Raw genomic sequence first — 19,738 nt, 5'->3', positions numbered from 1 at the left:
ATTTACGTCAATATTGCGTCAATTATTTTTTTTATTAGATATTTTAATATAAACATGTAATATATCCAGTGCCGCTGGAGTAATTCCACTAATCTCACTGGCTGCAAAAAGTGTGGGAGGATTAAATCGCTGTAATTTTTCCACTACTTCGTTACTCAGACCAGAGATAGAGCTAAAATCCATCATTGGTGGGATTTTGACATTGGTCATCTCTTTCATCGTATCGATTTGATCTTTCTGCTTTTCAATATAGTTTTTATACTTTGCTTCAACGAGAATCTGCTCTTTTGCTTCTTCACTAAAAGCGCACACCATCGGTGCTAATTTTTCAAGTTTCTCAACACTGAATTCAGAACGTGCAACGATTTTTTGTAATGACACTTTATCGGTGATGTTATCTTCGCCAATGCTGGCTAAGAAAGCATTGTTTTCATGAGAAGGCGTGAGGGTCATCTCTTCAAGGTACGCAAGCCCTTCATTTAATTGCAACTGCTTTTTCACTACACGCTCATGGGTCTGTTCATCAATCAAACCAATTTTATAACCATACGGTGTGAGTCTTAAATCCGCATTGTCTTCACGAAGCAACAGACGATATTCAGCACGACTGGTAAACATGCGGTAAGGCTCTTTCGTCCCTTTTGTGACTAAATCGTCAATTAAAACACCAATATAGGCTTCATCACGTCTTAAGATTAAGGGTTCTTCATCACTGAGCGCCAGTGAAGCATTGATACCCGCCATCAAGCCTTGTGCCGCGGCTTCTTCATAACCTGTTGTCCCATTGATTTGTCCTGCACAGTACAGTCCAGAGATTTTTTTGGTTTCGAGTGTATGTTTGAGCTCTGTTGGCTGAACATAATCGTACTCAATCGCATAACCAAAGCGAACAATCTTTGCATTTTCCATTCCCTCAACCGAATGAATCATATCGAGCTGTGTGTCGGTTGGAAGAGAGGTACTAAAACCGTTGATGTAGTATTCGGTCGCTTCGCGTGTTTGAGGTTCGATAAAAAGATGATGGCGATCTCTATCGCGGAAGCGGTTGATTTTGTCTTCAATGCTGGGGCAATAGCGTGGGCCTACTCCTTCAATTTGTCCTGTAAACAGAGGGGCGCGATGAAAGTTACTCTCAATAATGGTATGTGTTTCTTCATTGGTATAAGCGATATAGCATGGAAGTTGAAAAGGTTTAAAAGTTGCGCGATCGGTTCTAAAGCTGAATGGCAAAGGGTTCTCATCGCCTGGTTGTAACTCCATTTTAGAAAAGTCGATTGTTTTCGCATCAATTCTGGCACAGGTGCCTGTTTTAAGACGTCCCATGACAATACCCAGTGATTTGATTGAGTCTGAGAGTTTTATGGAAGGGAATTCCCCCACACGACCTGATTGGTGTTTGTACTCACCAATGTGGATAAGACCTTTTAAAAATGTTCCTGTGGTAATAATAATTTTTTGTGCATGGTAGTGGTTGCCCATTGCTGTAATAACACCGGTTACTTTGCCATCTTCTGTGACAATTTCTTCAGCAACTTCTTGCGCAACACTCAAATTTTCAGTGTTTAAAATGGTTGTACGCATATAGATGCGGTATCTATCCATATCAATTTGTGCGCGGCTACCTCTAACAGCGGGCCCTTTTGAAAGATTAAGCGTTCTAAACTGGATTCCAGCAGCATCTGTAGCAAGCGCCATTTGACCGCCAAGTGCGTCAAGTTCTTTGACCAAGTGCCCTTTGGCAAGTCCACCAATGGCAGGATTACAGCTAGCAGCACCAATTTGCTCGGCAAGAATAGAAATTAAAAGGGTCTTGTGCCCTAGTCTTGCGGACGCTAAAGAGGCTTCAATACCTGCGTGTCCACCACCGATTACAATAACATCATATTTCATAAGACTAATACCTTCAATATATACATAATTTATATCATTATACTACGAATTGACTGTATATTAAATTGAGAAAATAAAACTAAATCAGTGACTTCTAGGGTGAAATAAGCTTTACATGTAAAGATGTTTTTTATCATTTGATTATTTATTGACCTCCTTATTTTAATCGAACTGTGATACCATATTTCAAAAATTATTTTTCTCATGTAGGAGAACAGAATGATCAAATTAAATTGTGATGCAGGCGAGAGCTTTGGCTCTTGGAAAATGGGGCTTGATGAAGCCATAATGCCTTATGTTGATATGGCAAATTTTGCGTGTGGTTTTCATGCGGGTGATCCTGTGATTATGGATAGATCGATTAAATTGGCCCTCAAACATGGTGTTAGCATTGGTGCTCATCCTGCATATCCTGATTTGGTGGGTTTTGGTAGACGCAGTATGGTCTGCTCTCTTGAAGAGGTTGAGTCAATGGTGATTTATCAGATTGGCGCACTTCAAGGCTTTGTAATAGCCAATGGTGCGACACTTTCGTATGTCAAACCGCATGGTGGACTTTACAACGATATGATGAAAGATGAGCGTATTTTTAGAGCAGTAGCAACGGCCGTAGCACGCGTGAATCCAAAATTAAAATTGATGATTCTCTCCATGGTCGATACGTCCAAACAAGAAGCCATTGCCAAAGAGCTTGGATTGGAGCTGATTTATGAAGTGTTTGCCGATAGGGCGTATGATGAGAGTGGACTTCTCGTTCCACGCACGCAAAAAGGTGCGGTACTTCATGATGTCAAAGCAGTCATTGAGCGTTTAAAACTACTTCAAAAAGAGGGTATTCTTGAAACCATTTCGGGTAAAAAGATTGCTTTAAGAGCCGACACTTTGTGTGTGCATGGTGACAATGAAGAAGCCGTTGCTATGGTAGAAACTCTTAGGAAAAGCATGTGAGTAGGATTTATAAAATTGCCTCAGAATCCTCTGTTATTGTCTATTTTGGAAGTACCATAGACCCTGCTATTTCGCAAGAGGTGCAAAAAAGTTATTTGGCTTTAAAAGCAGAAAAGTGCGAAGGTTTTTTTGAGATTATCCCCTCTTACGCATCCTTGATGGTCAGTTACGATGTAATGCAATTTGATTTTGATGGGGTATGTGAAAAGATTGAAAAAATTATTCACCATGCCGAAGAAATTACGATGAATGAGCCTAAAATTATCACCATTCCAACGTATTATGGGGTTGAAGTAGGGCTTGATTTAGAACTTTTAGCCAAGGAAAAAAATCTTACAGTTGAAGAGATTATCGCTTTACATGTAAAAGGGTTGTACAGTGTTTATGCCATTGGTTTTGCCCCTGGATTTGCCTATTTAGGCGAGATTGATGAGCGTTTAGCCACCTCGCGTTTAGCCAGCCCTCGAAAAGCAGTTCCCAAGGGGAGCGTTTCCATTGCCGATCGGCAAACAGCCGTCTATCCAGCCCAAAGTCCTGGAGGTTGGAAAGTATTAGGACGAACCCCTACAGCCATGTTTGATGCCTCATACGATGGACTTTCACTATTACATGTAGGCGATCAGGTACGCTTTGTGTCTATTTCCAAAGAGGAATTTTTGAAACTAGGAGGCGAGCTATGAAGGGCTTTTTAGTTGAAAATGGTGGTGTTCAAAGCTGTATTCAAGATGCGGGGCGCAGAGGTTTTAGTGATATTGGTCTGACGCAAAGCGGTGCTATGGATGAAATGGCATTTGGTTATGCAAACTTTTTGGTGGGTAATGATTTTAATACGCCATCCATTGAGATAGCTTTAGGTGGAATCGCCCTTAAAGCGCAAAGCGAGATGTGTATTGCCATTTGCGGTGCGACCATGCATCCCAAATTAAATGGTCATACGATTGGTTTATGGCAAGTGCATCAGTTGAAAAAAGGAGATACTCTCTCCTTTGGATTTGCCAGTGAAGGGCAGTTTGCGTACCTTGCCGTAGCAGGTGGTTTTCAAACGCCTCACCTTTATGGTAGTTTTTCAACCAGTATTAAAGAGGGGCTCGGAGGTATTGAAGGAAGAAAGCTTAAAACAGGCGATCAACTTCCGACTTCGGGAGCTCGTTGCCCGATGGATCGCCGAAAATTGGAGAAGCAGTTTATACCGCATTACTCTGATGAAATAACCCTTCGTTTAGTCAAAGGTTATCAAGAAACAATGTTTGATACTTTGTCTCAAAAGACATTTTTTAACAGTGTCTATACCTTTAAAGGCGAGGGCGATCGCATGGGGTATCGTTTGAGTGGTGAAAAAGTGTTGCCTAGTGCTACAGGCATTCTTTCAGAACCTATTTGCTATGGGGCAGTGCAAATTCCAAGTCATGGTGAACCTATTGTGCTTTTAAAAGAGCGCCAAACGATTGGGGGTTATCCTAAAATTGGCTCTGTTATTGCTGTGGATTGTTTTAAACTGACACAGCTTAAGACAGGTGGACGTGTGAGATTTAAAGAGGTGAGTTTAGCGGAGGCTAGAGCAACTACGCTTGCTTTTTATCGCTTTTTTGGACAAAAGGGAGTGTAAAAACACTCCTTTATTTTAGGTTCTAAAGTTACCCAATACTTGGTTGAGTTTTTCGGTGAGATCACTAAGGTGATCCGTTGCACTACTGACTTCTTCCATGCTACGGGTATTGCTGATCGTAATCGTATTGATCACTTCAATTTTAGTGACAATGGCATCGACTTTTTTACCGGTTTCAATATAATCATTCACCGTATTTTCACTTGAAAGTGTCGCATTATCCATAATAACTGCTGTTTCATGAATATTTTTTTCTGCCTCAGCGGCGATGACAGCGAGTGTTTCCATATTTTTTGAATTGCTTCCCATATGGTCGCTTGCATCATTAATGGATTGGACGATGACATTGATGGTGGCATTAATCTCAGTAAGGCTTTTTTGAGTGCGCTCAGCCAAGTTTCTAACTTCATCCGCAACGACAGCAAATCCACGTCCATGTTCGCCTGCCCTCGCTGCTTCAATGGCAGCATTGAGTGCTAAAAGATTGGTTTGATCGGCAATATCAGAGATAACAGTCAGAACCCCTTTGACTTGATCGGCATCATTACTCAACTGCAAAATTTGACGTGAAAGTTCAATTTCAGTTGCTGCATTGGACTGCACTTGGTTTGCCATCTTAACGATTTGATTTTTTGCATTTACAAGTTTAGAATGTGCTTCAGCAATCTCTTCTTTAGACTTTTGAGCTTTCTGAAGTGAGAGTGAAAGTTCTTCTTTAATGTTGATAGACATCGTGTTAGTCTCATTGACAATGGAAGATGTTTCCTCTGCGCGTTTGCCTACTTCAAGAGCCGTTGAACTGAGTTCATTGGCGACAGAAGCATTTTCAGTGCTGGCTGATTTTGCCATGCTAACGGTATTTCGTACTTTGTCAATGAAAAGATTGAATGCTTTGGATGCAAGCCCTATCTCATCGCCACTGAGGACATCCATTTTTTTAGTTAAGTCACCATCGCCGCTGGCAAGATTGTCTGCTCGCTCTTTGAGCTCTTTCACAGGGTCAATAACAGCTTTTTTTAGGGTGATCACAAGCATTGCCATGATTAGCATAGTAATCACAGACATGGTGATAATAAGTTTCACTAAAACGTATTGCGCTTCGTGTACGGCTGATTTAACGGCATCTATTTTTTTAGCGATGAGAACTTCACCAATTCGGTTACCTTCAAAACTTTTGATCTCTTGTCGAACGATAAAAAAGTTAGGTGTTGAAAAAGAGTGCCCTTGTGCTTCTAAATTTAAATCTTTAATTTCGTTAAAAAGAGCCATATCGGTAATCTCTTTTGGTTGTGATAAGGCAGTGTCTTTTGCTAAAAGAGCATTTTTGGCATTGGCGCTTAGATCAAGATGTTTTTTATCAGTCAAGAAAATAATACTGGCATCAAGGTCGCGTTTTGCCATTTGAACGATATCATCAAATCCAAGGATAAATTCCACAGAACCGATATACTCGCCTCCTTCATTTAATACAGGAGCAAGTCCTCGCGCTGACATACCCGCAACACCCATTTCAATAGCATACATAGGTGTCTTAGTCTCTTTGACTTTTTTGATGCTTGGTCTAAAGGAAGAGAGGTCATCGCCAAATTTATTGGGGCTCCATTGTCTTAAAAAGCTTTTAATATCTTTAGTATGAATATGAATTTGAGGATTTTTACTGCCGGCATTGCTTGTAAAAGATTTGACAATATCATTGAGTCCTTTAAGGGCAGATTTACGATCACCCGTTTCTAGGGCATTGAGTACATTGTCATTACTTCCAAGTACGATAGCATTTGTAAGGCATACCTCTTTTTTGGTATCTAATTGGTTGGCGATGTAAACATCTAAGTTTGTTTTTTCTTTCGTATAGACATTGCCTTCAATATCTTTAATGCTCAAATACGAGGAAAAAAGAATAAGAATAAAGCCAATCACTAGCCCTCCAAAGAGAGGAATGTAGATTTTCTGCGAAATTGTCCAGTTGCCCATCGTCAAATCTCCATATGTCATTTTAGATCATTATACTAAAACCGCCGCATTTTTAAGGTTAAATAGCTTCTTATTATGCACAAGTTGGTTATTGCAATACATACTATCAAGAAAAGAAGGGGAAAAAAGGGGGAGAATTTATCTCTGCTAGATCTAAAATCGCATTGGCGATAAAATGTCCATGGTTTTGATTGGATATGAATCTTTTTCCTTAGGCAAGTTCAATACTAAAAGCGTTATAATAAAATCATAGAAATACAAAAAGGTTAAGTATGTTTACAGGTCTCATTCGCGAATTTGCAGAAGTCAAAAGCTATTCTAGTAACATTTTAACGCTTCGTGCGACCTATAAGCCTCATATGGGTGACAGCATTGCCGTTAATGGTGCATGTTTAACCGTTATCCAGCTTTTTGAAGGTGGTTTTAGTGTGGAACTCTCTTTGGAAAGTAGGTCTTTACTTGCCGTTGAAAACCTGAAAGGGAAAGTACATATTGAGCCAGCACTTGCTTTAGGCGATCGTCTTGATGGGCATATGGTTCAAGGACATGTGGATTGTGTGGGTGTGATAGAACATTTAAACCAAAGAGAAAATGGGCTCGATATCGAAGTGAGTATTCCGGAAAAGCAGATCACGTTTGTGATTCCTAAAGGAAGTATTACCATTGATGGTGTGAGTTTGACGGTCAATGATGTCAGTAAAAAGAGTTTTCGGCTAACGATTATTCCCCATACTCTCGAAAAAACATTGATTGGAAGTTATAAAATTGGGCGTAGAGTTAACGTTGAAACCGATATGTTTGCACGATACCTTTACCATATGTTTCAAAAAAAAGATGCGCTTGATTGGAATGGAGTCGATCGCATTATGGCGATCTATTGATGCAGTATCGTTTTACGACGAGGTTTGGAGGTGTCAGCCAACCGCCTTTTGATAGTCTCAATCTCGCTTTACATGTGGGGGATAATCCTTTACATGTAAAAAAAAATAGAGAGCTTTTACAAGAAGATATGGGTGTTTCCAAACTTGTTTTTATGAATCAAATCCATGGCAATAAAGTGGTCTTGATTGAGCATGGTGATGAAGAAATGCCAACTTGTGATGCGATGATTACCGAACACCCTGATATTGCCCTGTGCGTTATGGTTGCCGATTGCATTCCGATTTTGTTTTACGACGCGGTGCATCAAGCCATTGGGGTAGCTCATGCAGGACGTGTGGGTAGTTGGTTGAACATAGGACAAAAGTGTGCATTAGCTATGCAAGAGGCATTTGGCACCCATATGCACGAACTGCGCATCTTTATGGGGCCTTCGATTCATGCGTGTTGCTATGAAGTGGGCGAAGAAGTGATTGCAGGGTTTGAAAAATTTGTGCACATCCAAGATAAGAAGTATTTTTTAGATTTGCAATGTTATAACCACGATGCTTTCTTGGAACTTGGTATTAAAGCTGAGCATATTGAAATTTCAAAAGAGTGCAGTTGTACAGATCATAACTATTTTTCGTACCGAAGAGATAAAACAACAGGACGTTTTGTAGGAGTCATCGCCCTATGATACGACAAGGATTATCGCAGTATCAAGCTGTACAAAAGAGTGCGACAACGCTTGAACATAATACTGCTTTGGAAAAAATTATCGAAAAAGCAGCATTGTATGACATTGCATTTTTACAAAATAGAGCTTTGATGGAGACGATCTTGGATTTTCCTGAAAAGAGTGTTGACGTAAAGATGATTTTAAAAATGGAGGAACTCCTCTTGTGGCTTGAACAGACACAAGAAGGAGCAGGAATGAGTTAAGCGTTATTTCGCACCACAGCCACAGTGATGTGCTGGAGCTGCTGTCTCTTTAAGCGCACAGAGTGCTGCTTCATAGTTAGGCTCTTCTGTTATTTCTGGGCAAATCTCTTTATAAACAACTTTACCACTTTTATCGACAACAAAAATAGCTCTTGCACTTAATCCTTTAAGTGGACCATCTGCAATTAAAACACCGTAAGCGTTTGCTGTTGCTTTTTCTCTAAAGTCACTGCCTACTTGAAGGTTTTCAATACCTTCTGTGGTACAAAAACGTCCCATTGCGAAAGGAAGATCCATAGAAACAACAACCACCGTTGCATCTTTGATAGCAGCAGCTTTTGTGTTAAAGGTACGTGTCTCTTGTGCACAGACAGCCGTGTCTAAAGAAGGTACGATGACAATGACTTGTGCTTTATCACTTGGTCCACCAATAGTAAGTTCACTTAAATCTTTTGCGACGACTTTAACGATGGGTGCTTTGTCTCCGACGTTAATTTCTTTACCTGCAAGAGCGACTGGATTGCCTTTGAGTTTGGTTGATGACATGTGTGTCCTTTTTTGAAAATATATGAAAATTATAGCCAACTCGGATAAATAAACTCTTAATTAAAGAAGTTAAACTCAAGAAGTTCAACTCTTATTATAAACAGAAACCTAAGATGTCGATCAAAATCTATTTTAAGATGATTTGTACTTGATTCCGACCATTGCGTTTTGCCCGATAAAGCGCTTCATCGGAGCGTTTAATGATGTCAAAAATTTCGTTATCCTCCTTTTGTAAGCTACTGATACCAATGCTTACGGTAATTTTCGGAAGCTCTTGAGTGTCAATGACCACTACGGTATTTTGAATGTGCTCTCTAATTTTTTCGGCAAGAGTTGTTGCCCCTTCAAGCGTTGTATTTTGAATGCAGATGCAAAATTCTTCTCCACCAATACGACCAAAAAGATCACTTTGCCTGATGATCTCTTTAATTGTATGGCAGAAAGATTTGAGCACTTCATCCCCTATTGCATGACCGTAAGTGTCATTAACCTGCTTGAATAGGTCTATGTCTAAGGAAAAAATATGAAGTTCTAGGTCGTTACGCTTAGATGCATAAAAATATTGTGTGGCAAGGAGAAAGAAATGTCTTCGATTGTCTATTTTGGTCAGTTCATCGGTATTGGCAAGTTCTTTCAGTTTGGAATTGAGCAAGGTGAGCTGATGGGTTCTCTCTTCTACTTCATGCTCTAAAGTCGCATTAAAATTTCCAATCTCTATGGCATGTTCGCGTAATTTTTTATTGAGTCGTTGGATATGCATTATAAAGAAGATCGCCATGATAAAGGGAATAAAAAGCCCTAAAAAAAAGTATTTGTATTTTAAAAGAGCATCTATGAAGGTATAGGGCTCTTTCTGGTAGGGATAGATATTGAACTCTTGCATCAATGCATGGACTTTTGAGTTATCTAGAGGAGTCGTCAATCGAAATTCTTGTTTGTTTTTTGGTTTTGAGGAAAATTTCAAAAGGGTGCTCAGCACTTCATTCGTAAGGTATTCTGAAGCATGAGATGTTTTGGCAAGTACCCATTCTGGATAAAGCTCGGTACTAACAAGAAAAGGAAAATCAGGATACTTCTTTGCATGGAGAATTTTAATATCGCTCAACGAGATAAGATTGTCTTCTTGCATGTTTTCCAATACATCGGTTCGAATAATACCGGCGTCAACACGACCTTCAAGAACAGCTTTGACTACGTTAGCATGTGTACCAAAAAAGAGAATATTTTTTTCTAATGAGGGCATACCGATCTCTTTCATCCCTAAGAGATAACCACCAAATGAGCGTGGTGAAACGGCACCTATTTTTTTCTCATGGAGATCATTGAATCGTTCAATAGTAGCATCAGCTTTGGTGAAAATGACACTGCCATATTCACTGTAGAAGTGATTTTTGTAGCGAGGGCTTATTGTTGCAATTTGACTGATTCCATAGGCTTGTGAAAGTTGAATGGAAAACATTGGATTGGTAATAATAAAGTCTAAATCACCGTGTTGAATTTTTTTTTCCATCTCTTCAAATGAAAGGGGTATGATGACAAATTGATGGGAAGTAAAAAGATCACTGAGGTATTGTTCGCTATTACTCCATGTCTTTGGCATGATTTCTTGGTCTTCCCTGCTTGCTAAAACACCTATTTTTACGATATCTTTGGCAAAATGGAGAGGGTCAATAAAACCTTCTAGCGAATGGATGTTTTGCAGCATGCCGCTTATTTTATAAACATTACGAATAGCTTCAACTTTCTCAGGTTCTAGTGTCCCATAAGGTTTGTCATCATCAAAAGCAAGCTTTTTGAGCGTCTCTCCTTCATAAATCAGCGCTTCTAAGCTTTTGTTTTGAGTATTGTATTTTTCATAAATGAGCTGTGCTGTTTCAGGAATATGCTCAAATGCCCATTCCCATCCTTGTTTAGTTGCTGTATAAAAGCGTTTTGCACGCTCTTTATACAAGGTAAGTTCATCTTCTGACGTGAAAAGAATGTCACCATAAAAGTTAAAACCATATTCTTTCGGATTTAAAATGGTATAGGGAATATTTTGTTTAGAAAGGGTAAAAGGCTCATTTGAGATATAACATGCCATAGCATCAATTTTGTGTTGAATGAGATCTTCAATATTGAAAGAGGGCTCTTGTACAAAGATGTCTTCCACTTTGACACCATGACTTAAAAGCATTGAAATCATGGATGCAGAATTTAATTTATCAAGACTCATCATAATAGTGCGATTGAAAAGGTCTTGTGGTGTTTGAATCGTGGGATTGGTGGTAATAAGAATAGAAGGGTCATATTGAAAAAGAGCCATAAGTGCAACAACGGGTTTATGATTGCTGCGGTCAATAATGAGAGAAGATCTTCCGATGCCATACGTGCTCTTTTTCGCAAGAACTGCATCGACAACATTGAGCCCTTTTTGATACTCTTTAATGGTTACATTGAGATCAAGGTCGTCATAAAAACCTTTTTCTTGTGCAACGTAAAATCCTGCGGATTGGAATTGGTGCAACCATGTAAGTTGTAATGAAATAGGTTCACGATGATGATTTGCAAAGAGTGTTATGTAGAAAAATAAACAAAAGATAAGTGCCCGCATTGACAACTCCTCTTGAGTATGACCAAAGTTAATTTTATCATAATCCCACTAAAAGAAGGTGACGGGAAAATGATTTTACATGTAAACAATAGGCGCGATTCCTTTTTCACAATAGCACTTAAGATATAAGGCTATCTCTTCTTTCATAGGTATTTCAAGTTGGTGGGATTGAGTGATTAGTGTGTCTAAAAGAGTCTCTATTTCTGCGGGTGTTATAGACTCTTTGGTTGCGTTATGCAGTTGTGTCAGAAACGTATTCGCAATCATTAAAATAGATGTTTCTAAAGGAATTAAAGTGTTTTGTTTTGTTTGATATGTTTTTCCTTGCAGTGTTGACATCATCTCTTTATAATAGGATGAAATAATTTTGGTAATATAATCAAATCCCTTAATTTGGCGCAAAATAACCTGTGTATCAAATCCTTGTCGCCTGATTTTAATCTGCTCGTCATCGCTTAAAGAGGTGCTCTTTTTAAGAATGGCATCAGGAATTCTGAGTTTCCCTAAATTTTGAAATAAAGCGGCAAGTTCAATTTCATCTTGCTCCCCAATTGATAAATGACATAACCCAGCAATCGTGCGTGCTAAAGAAGCAACCATCAAGGTGTGATGTTGGTTTGAATGATCTTTGGCGTCAACAATGTTGGCAAACATACTGGCGATACTTTTTAATAGACTAAAATGTACCGTTTCTATTTTTCCTTTTTCAACCCATTCTTTGAAGTAGTAGTGTAGTGGATCTGATTCTAAATAATGCCAAAAGAAATCCGTATGAGAAAGCTCTATAAAGGCTTCACATAGTTTTGGTGCAAATAATTCTGGAGTATATGTACGGATAATGGAGCGAATATACTCTTTTTCTTGAGATAAATGGGCTCCAAATTGTGAACGAAGAGCATCGATACGATCACTTAAATAGATAAGATTTGCATAAAGTTTTATATCGCTATCAATTTGAGGTAAAAAGTGTTCCCAATGTGTATGATGCAAAGCAATGATGTCTGAAAATTCACTGTAAATTGGAACGCTTTGAAGTAGTTTAGCCCCTCGTTCACTGTGAATTTGAGAATCTTCCCAATCAAGATTATTCACAATAGAGTTGTGCACATCGGTTAATGAGACCCCGCAATCATGTAGCATTGCCATGAGCATAATTTTGTCTAATTTGGATTGTCTCAATCCTAGATTTTTGCCTATTTCATGGGCTATGTAGGCAACGCGTTTACCATGATGTATATCATTGATGCCAACATAATCAAGTGCTTCCGTGAGAACATATGTCACTTCTCGTAGATTAAGCTGATGGTACATACTGAAGTCTCCTTACAATCCCTTTTACGGTTTAAATTATAGAGCGCTACTGTTGTAACGGCGTTATATTTGTTATAATCACGCTTTGCAATAAAGGATATCAATGCAAGTTTATGTTCTCTTAGTGTTATGTGTGCTCTTTTGGTCTGCCAATTTTGTTCTCGGACGATTTGTTGCTGGAGCCATTGAACCTTGGGAATTAGCATTCTTTAGATGGTTAGGTGTTTTTGTGGTCACTTTGCCTTTTTTACTTTTACATGTAAAGAAAATTTGGAGAGCATTAAGAGAGCATTTTGGTATTTTAGTCGTGCTTTCAGCCCTTGGTATTGCAGCATTTAATACACTCTTGTATATTGGACTTCAAAAGACAACCGCGACGAATGCGTTGTTGATTAACTCCTCAATTCCAATCATTATTGTTTTACTCTCTTTTGTAATTTTAAAAACACGTATTTCTAAACTACAGGTTTCTGGTATTCTTCTCTCAACCCTAGGCGTCATTTTTTTAGTGCTTAAAGGTGATGTCCAAAGTATTCTTACCTTGAGTTTCAATTCAGGTGATTTTTGGGTGATTGCCTCATCTTTATGTTGGGCAAGTTACAGTGTTTTGGTTAAATTTAGGCCTTCGAGCTTGAGTAATTTTGAGTTTTTTATTACGACGGTGAGCTTAGGTTTAGTCATGCTATTGCCTTTTTATCTTGCACAAGGATACACGTGGGAGCGTGAAGTGATGATCCTAACACACTACACGTGGGTGATTGCTTATGTCGTTTTGTTTACATCTATTCTCTGCTACTATTTGTGGCATTATGGCATCGCTCACATTGGTGCTGGAAAAACAGGACAATTTACCCATTTGATGCCACTGTTTGGAAGCTTCTTAGCGTATCTTTTTTTAGGTGAGCGTTTAGAATGGTACCATTTAGGTGGTATCCTTTTGATTTTTGGAGGAATTTATCTCTGTTTATTTGTCAAAAAAAAGTGTTAATGTGAAGCCGTAGGTGGAAGTTTTGGGTTTGGTTTACCAATGTAAAAGCCTTGCGCATAATCAATCCCGACCTCTTTAACGCACGCAAGAACTTCTTCTGAGTGGACATATTCTGCAATGGTTTTGATATTAAGCTCTTTGGCAAAGTTGACAATCGTTTTAACGATGATTTTCGTCTCTTCATTTTGATGAATATTTTTAATCAAACTTCCATCAACCTTAATGAAATCAACTCTAAGTTCGGTCAGCCGTTCAAAGTTAGAGTAGCCTGAGCCAAAATCATCAATGGCGATTTTGGCACCATAGGATTTGACTTGGTCAATAAATTTGGCGATGGCTTCATAATTTTCAATACCATCGCTCTCTAAAATCTCAAAAATAACCCATGGCCCCACGTTGAACTCTTCAAGCTTTTCGAGGATAAAGGTTGTGGTAACAATGTTCGTCATATCAAGGTACGAGAGGTTGATCGAAAAGCTACTTGACGAGATTTGAAAGGTTTCAAATGCTTTTTGAATGAGTGACATAGAGAGTTTAGAGTAGATTTTAGAGTGTTTGGCGACATCTAAAAATTCTGCTGGAAGGTAATAATTTCCATCTTCTTTTTTGATGCGCATTAAGGTTTCAAACTTTTCGATCTCATTGGTATGGAGATTTAAAATAGGTTGGAAAAAAGGAATGACATAATCTTTTGCAAGCGCTTCTTTGAGGGTATGACTCATCATCATATTGTGATGGTACTCGGCTTCTTTATGACTACTTTTATCATAGATAATATACGGCAAACGTTTATTTTTAGCTTCTTTACAAGCAATGGATGCGAGTTTCAAAAGACTCTTTTTACCTTGATGTGCTCCAATGGAAAGGGTTGTATCGACCTCGACATCATCGCAAATAATGCGATCTTTGGTGATTTTCATCGAGATTTTTTTGAGGTATTTTTTGAGATTGTAGTCGCTGAAAGGAACACGGATTAAAATGGCGTAAATATCGGCTTCAAACTTATACAATGTCGCATCAATAGGAGGAAGATTTTGGCGAAGCCATTCACCAATGACTTTAAGAAATTTATCACCAAAATTATGTCCATAAAAGTTATTGGTATTTTGAAAGGAGTCAATATTGATAATAATCAGAGTCGACTCAATATCGGGATCAAGTTCTTTTGTGTCTTTCAGCAATTTAAGGCGATTTGGCAATTTGGTGTTAAGATCGATATAAAAATTTTTGCGTAGCTCATTTTTTAGTTTTGTATTACTTTTGTATATTTTTGTAACAATTATAAGGTTGAAAATAGCAGATAGCGTGAAGAGGAGACAAGCGATCTCTGGCAACTGATACCAAATGGCACTATAAGTAAGGCATAGCGTAAGCAAAAGAAAGAATACCATTTTAAGATAGAATTTTTTACTACTCTCCAACGTATTCCTTTGAGCCCATAGATGCTTACATTTACATGTAGGGGTAGCACTTTAGCACAAAGGTTTTAAAAAAAAATTAAGTGATTTTTTTGTCTAGGGTCTTAAAATGAGAGGAGATTTCAAAAAAGCTATTATGCTTAGATGAGTATCAGGTTCATCACAAAAAAGTCACGCTATAATGTTTTCTAAGATGTAACTTTAGATGAAAGATTAATATGAGCAAACAACGTTGCGATCATTGTCACTTAGAATACGAAACCTCAATGTTACTACCTGATACAAGTTTTAACCCCCCTAAATTTTTTTGTTGTAAAGGGTGTCAAGGTGTTTTTCACCTTTTAAGCGATGAAGGGCTGGATACTTTTTATACTAAAATGGGAGAGACGACACTTACCCCTCCGAAAGTGACGTTAGACGATGTCAATCGTTTTGATTTGGATGGATTTGTTTCCAAATATGTGAAAAAAAGTAAAGAAGGATTTAGCGAAATAGCACTTATTATAGAAGGAATTCACTGTAGTGCGTGTGTATGGCTTAATGAAAAAGTGCTCTCTAGACAAGAGGGAATCGTTGAAGTTTCGATTAGTTATTCCAATCATAAAGCCAAAATTGTTTGGGATGAATCATTGATTAAACTTTCTGCAATTATTGAAACCATTCGTAGCATTGGGTATAACGCTTATCCTTACGATCCCAAAAGTGGAGAAGAGCGAGCGACGGCACAACGCAGAGAGTATTACTCCAAACTTTTAGTAGGTATCTTTGCGACAATGAATGTGATGTGGATTGCGATTGCGCAATATGCAGGCTATTTCACGGGCATGCAGAGCAATATCAAAAATATTCTTAATTTCGCCGAGTTTGTTCTCGCCACTCCAACGCTGTTTTACACCGGGTCGGTTTATTTTAAAGGGGCGTATTATGGCATCAAACATCGTTATATTACGATGGATTTTCTCGTTGCTACGGGGGCAACACTCACGTATGTTTTTTCTCTCTACGCGATGTTTTCACACAATGCTGAGGTCTATTTTGACTCAGTAACCATGATTGTTACCTTTGTCTTTGCGGGTAAATATTTGGAAGTTTTAACGAAGAAAAAAGCGGTAGACACACTTGATGCCTTTGGAAGTTCTATGCCCACAGAAGTCATTTTGGTCAAAGGCGATGAAAAGATTTTAACCAGTGTTGAGTCGGTCGAACTGGGTGAAATCATCGAAGTGCGAGCAGGCGACAAAGTGGCAATCGATGGTGTCATTACTGAAGGGGAAGGTTCTTTTGATCTTTCCCGTCTTAATGGCGAATCCATTCCTGTTTTAGCCCAAAAAGGCGATAAAATTCTGAGTGGTTCTATCTGCTTAGACAGCGTTATTCACTACCAAGCGACCCATACTTTTTCCTCCTCCATGTTTTCCAAGTTGGTCTGTTTGCTTGAAGATGCAATGAATAAAAAGCCTAAAATCGAAAAGCTTGCCAATCAAATTTCGGGGTATTTTTCACGAACTATTTTGCTCTTAGCTTTCTCAACACTACTGTTTTGGTTCTACCAAAGTGGTTCTTTTGAAAAGGGTTTGATTATTGCGATTTCTGTGATTGTGATTGCCTGCCCCTGTGCGCTTAGCCTTGCCACACCTGTAGCAACGATTGTGGGGATTGGTCTTGCTGCGAAAAAGGGGATTTTGTTTAAAGAGGCAGGGTTTTTAGAGAGCATGGCAAAATGCAATACGCTTGTTTTGGATAAGACAGGAACCATTACGAAAGGTAAACCTGAAGTTGTCATGTATGAGTATGCGTACACGTTTGATCGATCTTTGTTATATGCACTTGTCAATTCATCCAATCATCCTATTAGCCAAGGGGTTGCACGTTTTTTAAACGAAGATGAAACTACTTTACATGTAAAGAGTTTGGAGCAGATAAAAACAGTAGAAGCAAAAGGAGTCAGAGCCGTTGCGGAAGGCTATGAGCTTCTGGGTGGCAATGCAAAAATGATGGAGGAAGCGGGCATCGAAGTGTTTTTGCCTCAAGGATTTGAATCACTCAGTCATTATTTCTTTGCGATTGATGGCAAACTTATGGCGGTATTTGGGCTTAAAGATGCGCTCAAAGAGGGCGCAAAAGAGAGTATAAAGGCACTGAAATCTCTGGGTTTAGAGATCGTCATGCTCAGTGGTGATCATGCTAAAGTAACCCAAGAAATTGCCGAAGAAGTGGGCATTGAGACGTACAAAGCAGGGCTCTTTCCTCATGAAAAAGCTGCGTATATTGAGGTACTTCGTCAAAAAGGTCAAAAAGTAGTGATGGCAGGTGATGGTATTAATGATGCCCTAGCGCTTTCTCAAAGCGAAATTGCGATTGCGATGGGGAATGGGGCTGATGTTGCGGTGGATATCAGTGATATTGTTTTGACTAACGATAGTATGCAAAGTTTATATGAGGCATTTGTGATCGCAAGAGCGAGTTTGCGTGTGGTTAAGGAGAATTTATTCTTTTCGTTGCTGTACAATATTGTTACGATTCCTTTAGCCATGAGTGGGCATGTGATACCTTTGTTTGCAGCGCTTTCCATGTCGCTTAGTTCGTTGGTTGTTGTCGGTAATTCGATGCGCATTAAAAATGTTTTAAAAAGGTCGTAGAGATGGATGGGTGGATTATTGCGATGATGTTGGGTGCTTCAACACTGCTGGGAGCATTTGGTCTATGGGGTCTGTTGTGGGGAATTCGCAGTGGACAGTTCGATGATCATCAGAAGTTTTTAGATGGCGCACAGTTTGATAGTGAAGAAGCACTGAATGATGCTGTCAATATGGAACGTAAAAAAGCAAAAGTTTTAAAAGAGAAGCAAGAAAGAGAGGTGGGATACGCCCCACCTGATTAATGAAGAGATCAAAAGCAAAACTTTTCTGCCTCAAAGAGGCAAGCTTCAGTGTCTAGTACAACGTAACTACAAGAGCTTTGCCCTTGTAGCGTGTTATCAATGATTCGGCTTATTTATATGAAGCGATTGTTGCAGCGACTGCTTTAAGATCTTCATCGCTAAGTCCAGAAGCGATAGGTTTCATAACGCCTTTCATTGCTTGACCATAACTGCCATCTTTATACCCTGTGACGGCTGCTGTAATTTTAGCAGCATCCCAACCTGCAATGATTTGAGATTTATTCAATGCCGCTTTAGAAGCTTTGTCTCCATGACAGGAAAAACATTTTGATTGGTAGATTGCTGCGCCATCGGCCGCCATCAAACTAGATACTGCTGCAATTGCTAAAATTGTACAAACTTTTTTCATACGAAATACCCCTTTTTGAGTTGTGTAAGAAAAATTATAACGAACCAGACTTTAACCCTGCTTAGGTTTTCTAAGCGCCTTTCGTGTTCTATTTTCATTTCGGTAAAACTTGGATATAATCTAGTCCATCTTAATCTGAGTAGGGGTTCATTTGTTTCGAAGTGCTATAGCTTTATTATGTTTAGCGGTGGCTCTTTTTGGAGCAACACATAGTGTTTGTGTAACCGAAAGATCCGATACTGCAAGAGCTAAAGAAGCCATTGAATCCATTTTAAGTACAGAACCAAACAATACAGAGTGTATGCTTCAACTTGCTAATATCTACCTCAAGCAGGGCAAAATTGCTCAAGGATTTGAAATCTTAGTGGATGCGTATTCGATTGATCCACACAATGTTCAAAAGAGCCGTATTGCTACTGTTCTCCCTTTTGCCCTTAAAGTTTCCAACCTAAAACAACAAGCAGCTAAGACCAATGACAAAGATATTTGGAACAAATTGGGTGATGGTTATTTTGAAATGGGCATTTTCAATGAAGCTTCAAAGATGTACCAAAAAAGTCTTGCTGTGGATGATATGCAACATATGATTCGCCTAAAACGCGCCCTTGCTCTTCAAAAAAATGCACAAATCTATACTGCGATTGAAGAGGTGCAGATTGTCTTGATTAAAGAGCCAACACACCTTTATGCCAACTACTACATGGGAAAATTCTTAGCGTATGATTTGCGTAATCGTGAAGAAGCAAGAGACTTTTTTATAAGAGCAAAAGCTTCTTTGATAGCGCAAAAAGATACGTTTGGCTACCTTGAATACACCAATTTACTCAGTGATATTACCAAAGAGCTTGGAGAATAAGTGCAAAAAGCAATTTTCTTAGATCGCGATGGCGTCATTAATGTTGACAAAGCCTATGTTTCAAAGATTGAAGATTTTGAGTTTTGTGACGGCGTTTTTGAAACCTTGCGTCATTTTCAATCTTTAGGGTATTTGCTGATTATTGTGACCAATCAATCGGGTATTGGGCGAGGCTATTACAGCGAAGAAGATTTTCAAACATTAACCGCGTGGATGCTAAAAGAGTTTTTACATGTAAACATTCAAATCGATGCTATTTACCATTGTCCGCATGCGCCAGAAGCGAACTGTGCGTGTCGCAAACCTCGAAGTGGTATGTTAAAAGCAGCGATTGCAGCGTTTGACATTGATGTGGCACACTCATGGATGATCGGCGATAAACCCAGTGACATCGAAGCCGCACATGGTGCTGGCATTACCCAAACAATTCTGCTTCATCCTACTCTTTCTAGCACTCAAGCTAAATATTGCGTTAATTTTCTTTTGGATACAATTAATCTTATTAAACAATAGGGTTA

General features: G+C 38.9%; 18 protein-coding genes. 11 read left to right on the top strand and 7 right to left on the bottom strand.

The window, feature by feature from the left end:
• Positions 1 to 18: 18 nt before the first annotated feature.
• A complete protein-coding gene (mnmG, locus tag SJPD1_RS11280) occupies positions 19 to 1,890 on the bottom strand; it encodes a tRNA uridine-5-carboxymethylaminomethyl(34) synthesis enzyme MnmG (protein ID WP_088437456.1) in 1,872 nt (623 codons plus the stop codon).
• 219 nt (positions 1,891 to 2,109) lie between these two features.
• On the opposite strand from mnmG, the gene SJPD1_RS11275 reads away from it, so the two are divergent.
• From SJPD1_RS11275 to SJPD1_RS11265, 3 genes are read left to right on the top strand one after another with little or no spacing between them, the layout of a single operon-like run.
• Positions 2,110 to 2,838: a 5-oxoprolinase subunit PxpA gene (locus SJPD1_RS11275; RefSeq protein ID WP_087439235.1), complete on the top strand. Its 729-nt coding sequence runs from the start codon at positions 2,110 to 2,112 to the stop codon at positions 2,836 to 2,838.
• Positions 2,835 to 3,518 (top strand): 5-oxoprolinase subunit PxpB, encoded by a 684-nt coding sequence (gene pxpB / locus SJPD1_RS11270; protein ID WP_096047253.1) that lies wholly within the window; start codon positions 2,835 to 2,837, stop codon positions 3,516 to 3,518. Before SJPD1_RS11275 ends, pxpB begins: the two co-directional genes overlap by 4 nt.
• Complete coding sequence (locus tag SJPD1_RS11265) at positions 3,515 to 4,444, top strand: 5-oxoprolinase subunit C family protein (protein ID WP_096047252.1); 930 nt, start codon at positions 3,515 to 3,517, stop codon at positions 4,442 to 4,444. Before pxpB ends, SJPD1_RS11265 begins: the two co-directional genes overlap by 4 nt.
• A gap of 15 nt (positions 4,445 to 4,459) precedes the next feature.
• Here SJPD1_RS11265 and SJPD1_RS11260 read toward each other — a convergent pair whose 3' ends face one another.
• Positions 4,460 to 6,415 carry a methyl-accepting chemotaxis protein gene (locus SJPD1_RS11260; protein WP_096047251.1) on the bottom strand — a complete coding sequence of 652 codons (1,956 nt, stop codon included), beginning with the start codon at positions 6,413 to 6,415 and terminating at the stop codon, positions 4,460 to 4,462.
• Between the two features lie 272 nt (positions 6,416 to 6,687).
• On the opposite strand from SJPD1_RS11260, the gene SJPD1_RS11255 reads away from it, so the two are divergent.
• The 3 genes from SJPD1_RS11255 to SJPD1_RS11245 are packed head-to-tail and all read left to right on the top strand — an operon-like array spanning position 6,688 to position 8,218.
• A complete protein-coding gene (locus SJPD1_RS11255; protein ID WP_096047250.1) occupies positions 6,688 to 7,296 on the top strand; it encodes a riboflavin synthase in 609 nt (202 codons plus the stop codon).
• The gene (gene pgeF, locus SJPD1_RS11250) at positions 7,260 to 7,973 is read left to right on the top strand and encodes a peptidoglycan editing factor PgeF (RefSeq protein ID WP_226372193.1); all 714 of its coding nucleotides are present in this window, start codon (positions 7,260 to 7,262) and stop codon (positions 7,971 to 7,973) included. Before SJPD1_RS11255 ends, pgeF begins: the two co-directional genes overlap by 37 nt.
• Entirely contained in the window at positions 7,970 to 8,218 is a 249-nt protein-coding gene (locus SJPD1_RS11245) for a hypothetical protein (RefSeq protein ID WP_096047248.1), read from the top strand. Before pgeF ends, SJPD1_RS11245 begins: the two co-directional genes overlap by 4 nt.
• Before the next feature lie 3 nt (positions 8,219 to 8,221).
• On the opposite strand, the gene tpx is transcribed toward SJPD1_RS11245, so the two are convergent.
• From tpx to SJPD1_RS11230, 3 genes are all read right to left on the bottom strand, one after another.
• Positions 8,222 to 8,764 (bottom strand): thiol peroxidase, encoded by a 543-nt coding sequence (gene tpx, locus SJPD1_RS11240; protein ID WP_096047247.1) that lies wholly within the window; start codon positions 8,762 to 8,764, stop codon positions 8,222 to 8,224.
• Positions 8,765 to 8,891: 127 nt separating this feature from the next.
• Positions 8,892 to 11,357, bottom strand: a complete 2,466-nt coding sequence (locus tag SJPD1_RS11235; protein ID WP_096047246.1) for a diguanylate cyclase — start codon at positions 11,355 to 11,357, stop codon at positions 8,892 to 8,894.
• A gap of 75 nt (positions 11,358 to 11,432) precedes the next feature.
• Positions 11,433 to 12,668 (bottom strand): HD-GYP domain-containing protein, encoded by a 1,236-nt coding sequence (locus tag SJPD1_RS11230; RefSeq protein ID WP_096047245.1) that lies wholly within the window; start codon positions 12,666 to 12,668, stop codon positions 11,433 to 11,435.
• 103 nt (positions 12,669 to 12,771) lie between these two features.
• Between SJPD1_RS11230 and SJPD1_RS11225 the strand changes: the two genes are divergently transcribed.
• Complete coding sequence (locus tag SJPD1_RS11225) at positions 12,772 to 13,656, top strand: DMT family transporter (RefSeq protein ID WP_096047244.1); 885 nt, start codon at positions 12,772 to 12,774, stop codon at positions 13,654 to 13,656.
• On the opposite strand, the gene SJPD1_RS11220 is transcribed toward SJPD1_RS11225, so the two are convergent.
• A complete protein-coding gene (locus SJPD1_RS11220; protein WP_226372192.1) occupies positions 13,653 to 15,077 on the bottom strand; it encodes an EAL domain-containing protein in 1,425 nt (474 codons plus the stop codon). The genes SJPD1_RS11225 and SJPD1_RS11220 overlap by 4 nt on opposite strands.
• Before the next feature lie 215 nt (positions 15,078 to 15,292).
• Between SJPD1_RS11220 and SJPD1_RS11215 the strand changes: the two genes are divergently transcribed.
• Together SJPD1_RS11215 and ccoS are read left to right on the top strand one after the other, a co-directional pair.
• On the top strand, positions 15,293 to 17,713 hold the full coding sequence (locus SJPD1_RS11215) for a heavy metal translocating P-type ATPase (protein ID WP_096047243.1): 2,421 nt from the start codon (positions 15,293 to 15,295) through the stop codon (positions 17,711 to 17,713).
• Positions 17,714 to 17,715: 2 nt separating this feature from the next.
• Positions 17,716 to 17,955 (top strand): cbb3-type cytochrome oxidase assembly protein CcoS, encoded by a 240-nt coding sequence (gene ccoS, locus SJPD1_RS11210; RefSeq protein WP_096047242.1) that lies wholly within the window; start codon positions 17,716 to 17,718, stop codon positions 17,953 to 17,955.
• A gap of 109 nt (positions 17,956 to 18,064) precedes the next feature.
• Here ccoS and SJPD1_RS11205 read toward each other — a convergent pair whose 3' ends face one another.
• Positions 18,065 to 18,364 (bottom strand): c-type cytochrome, encoded by a 300-nt coding sequence (locus SJPD1_RS11205; RefSeq protein WP_096047241.1) that lies wholly within the window; start codon positions 18,362 to 18,364, stop codon positions 18,065 to 18,067.
• Between the two features lie 151 nt (positions 18,365 to 18,515).
• Between SJPD1_RS11205 and SJPD1_RS11200 the strand changes: the two genes are divergently transcribed.
• On the top strand, positions 18,516 to 19,220 hold the full coding sequence (locus SJPD1_RS11200) for a tetratricopeptide repeat protein (protein WP_096047240.1): 705 nt from the start codon (positions 18,516 to 18,518) through the stop codon (positions 19,218 to 19,220).
• Positions 19,221 to 19,733, top strand: coding sequence for a D-glycero-beta-D-manno-heptose 1,7-bisphosphate 7-phosphatase (gene gmhB, locus SJPD1_RS11195; protein WP_096047239.1), 513 nt, complete (start codon positions 19,221 to 19,223; stop codon positions 19,731 to 19,733). It begins immediately after the preceding gene.
• Positions 19,734 to 19,738: the final 5 nt, after the last annotated feature.

It is taken from the genome of Sulfurospirillum diekertiae, from assembly GCF_002309535.1.
GTDB classification, from domain to species: Bacteria; Campylobacterota; Campylobacteria; order Campylobacterales; family Sulfurospirillaceae; genus Sulfurospirillum; species Sulfurospirillum diekertiae.
The sequence above is the reverse complement of the archived record's forward strand: the minus strand, read 5'-3'. Positions and strand labels throughout refer to the sequence as shown.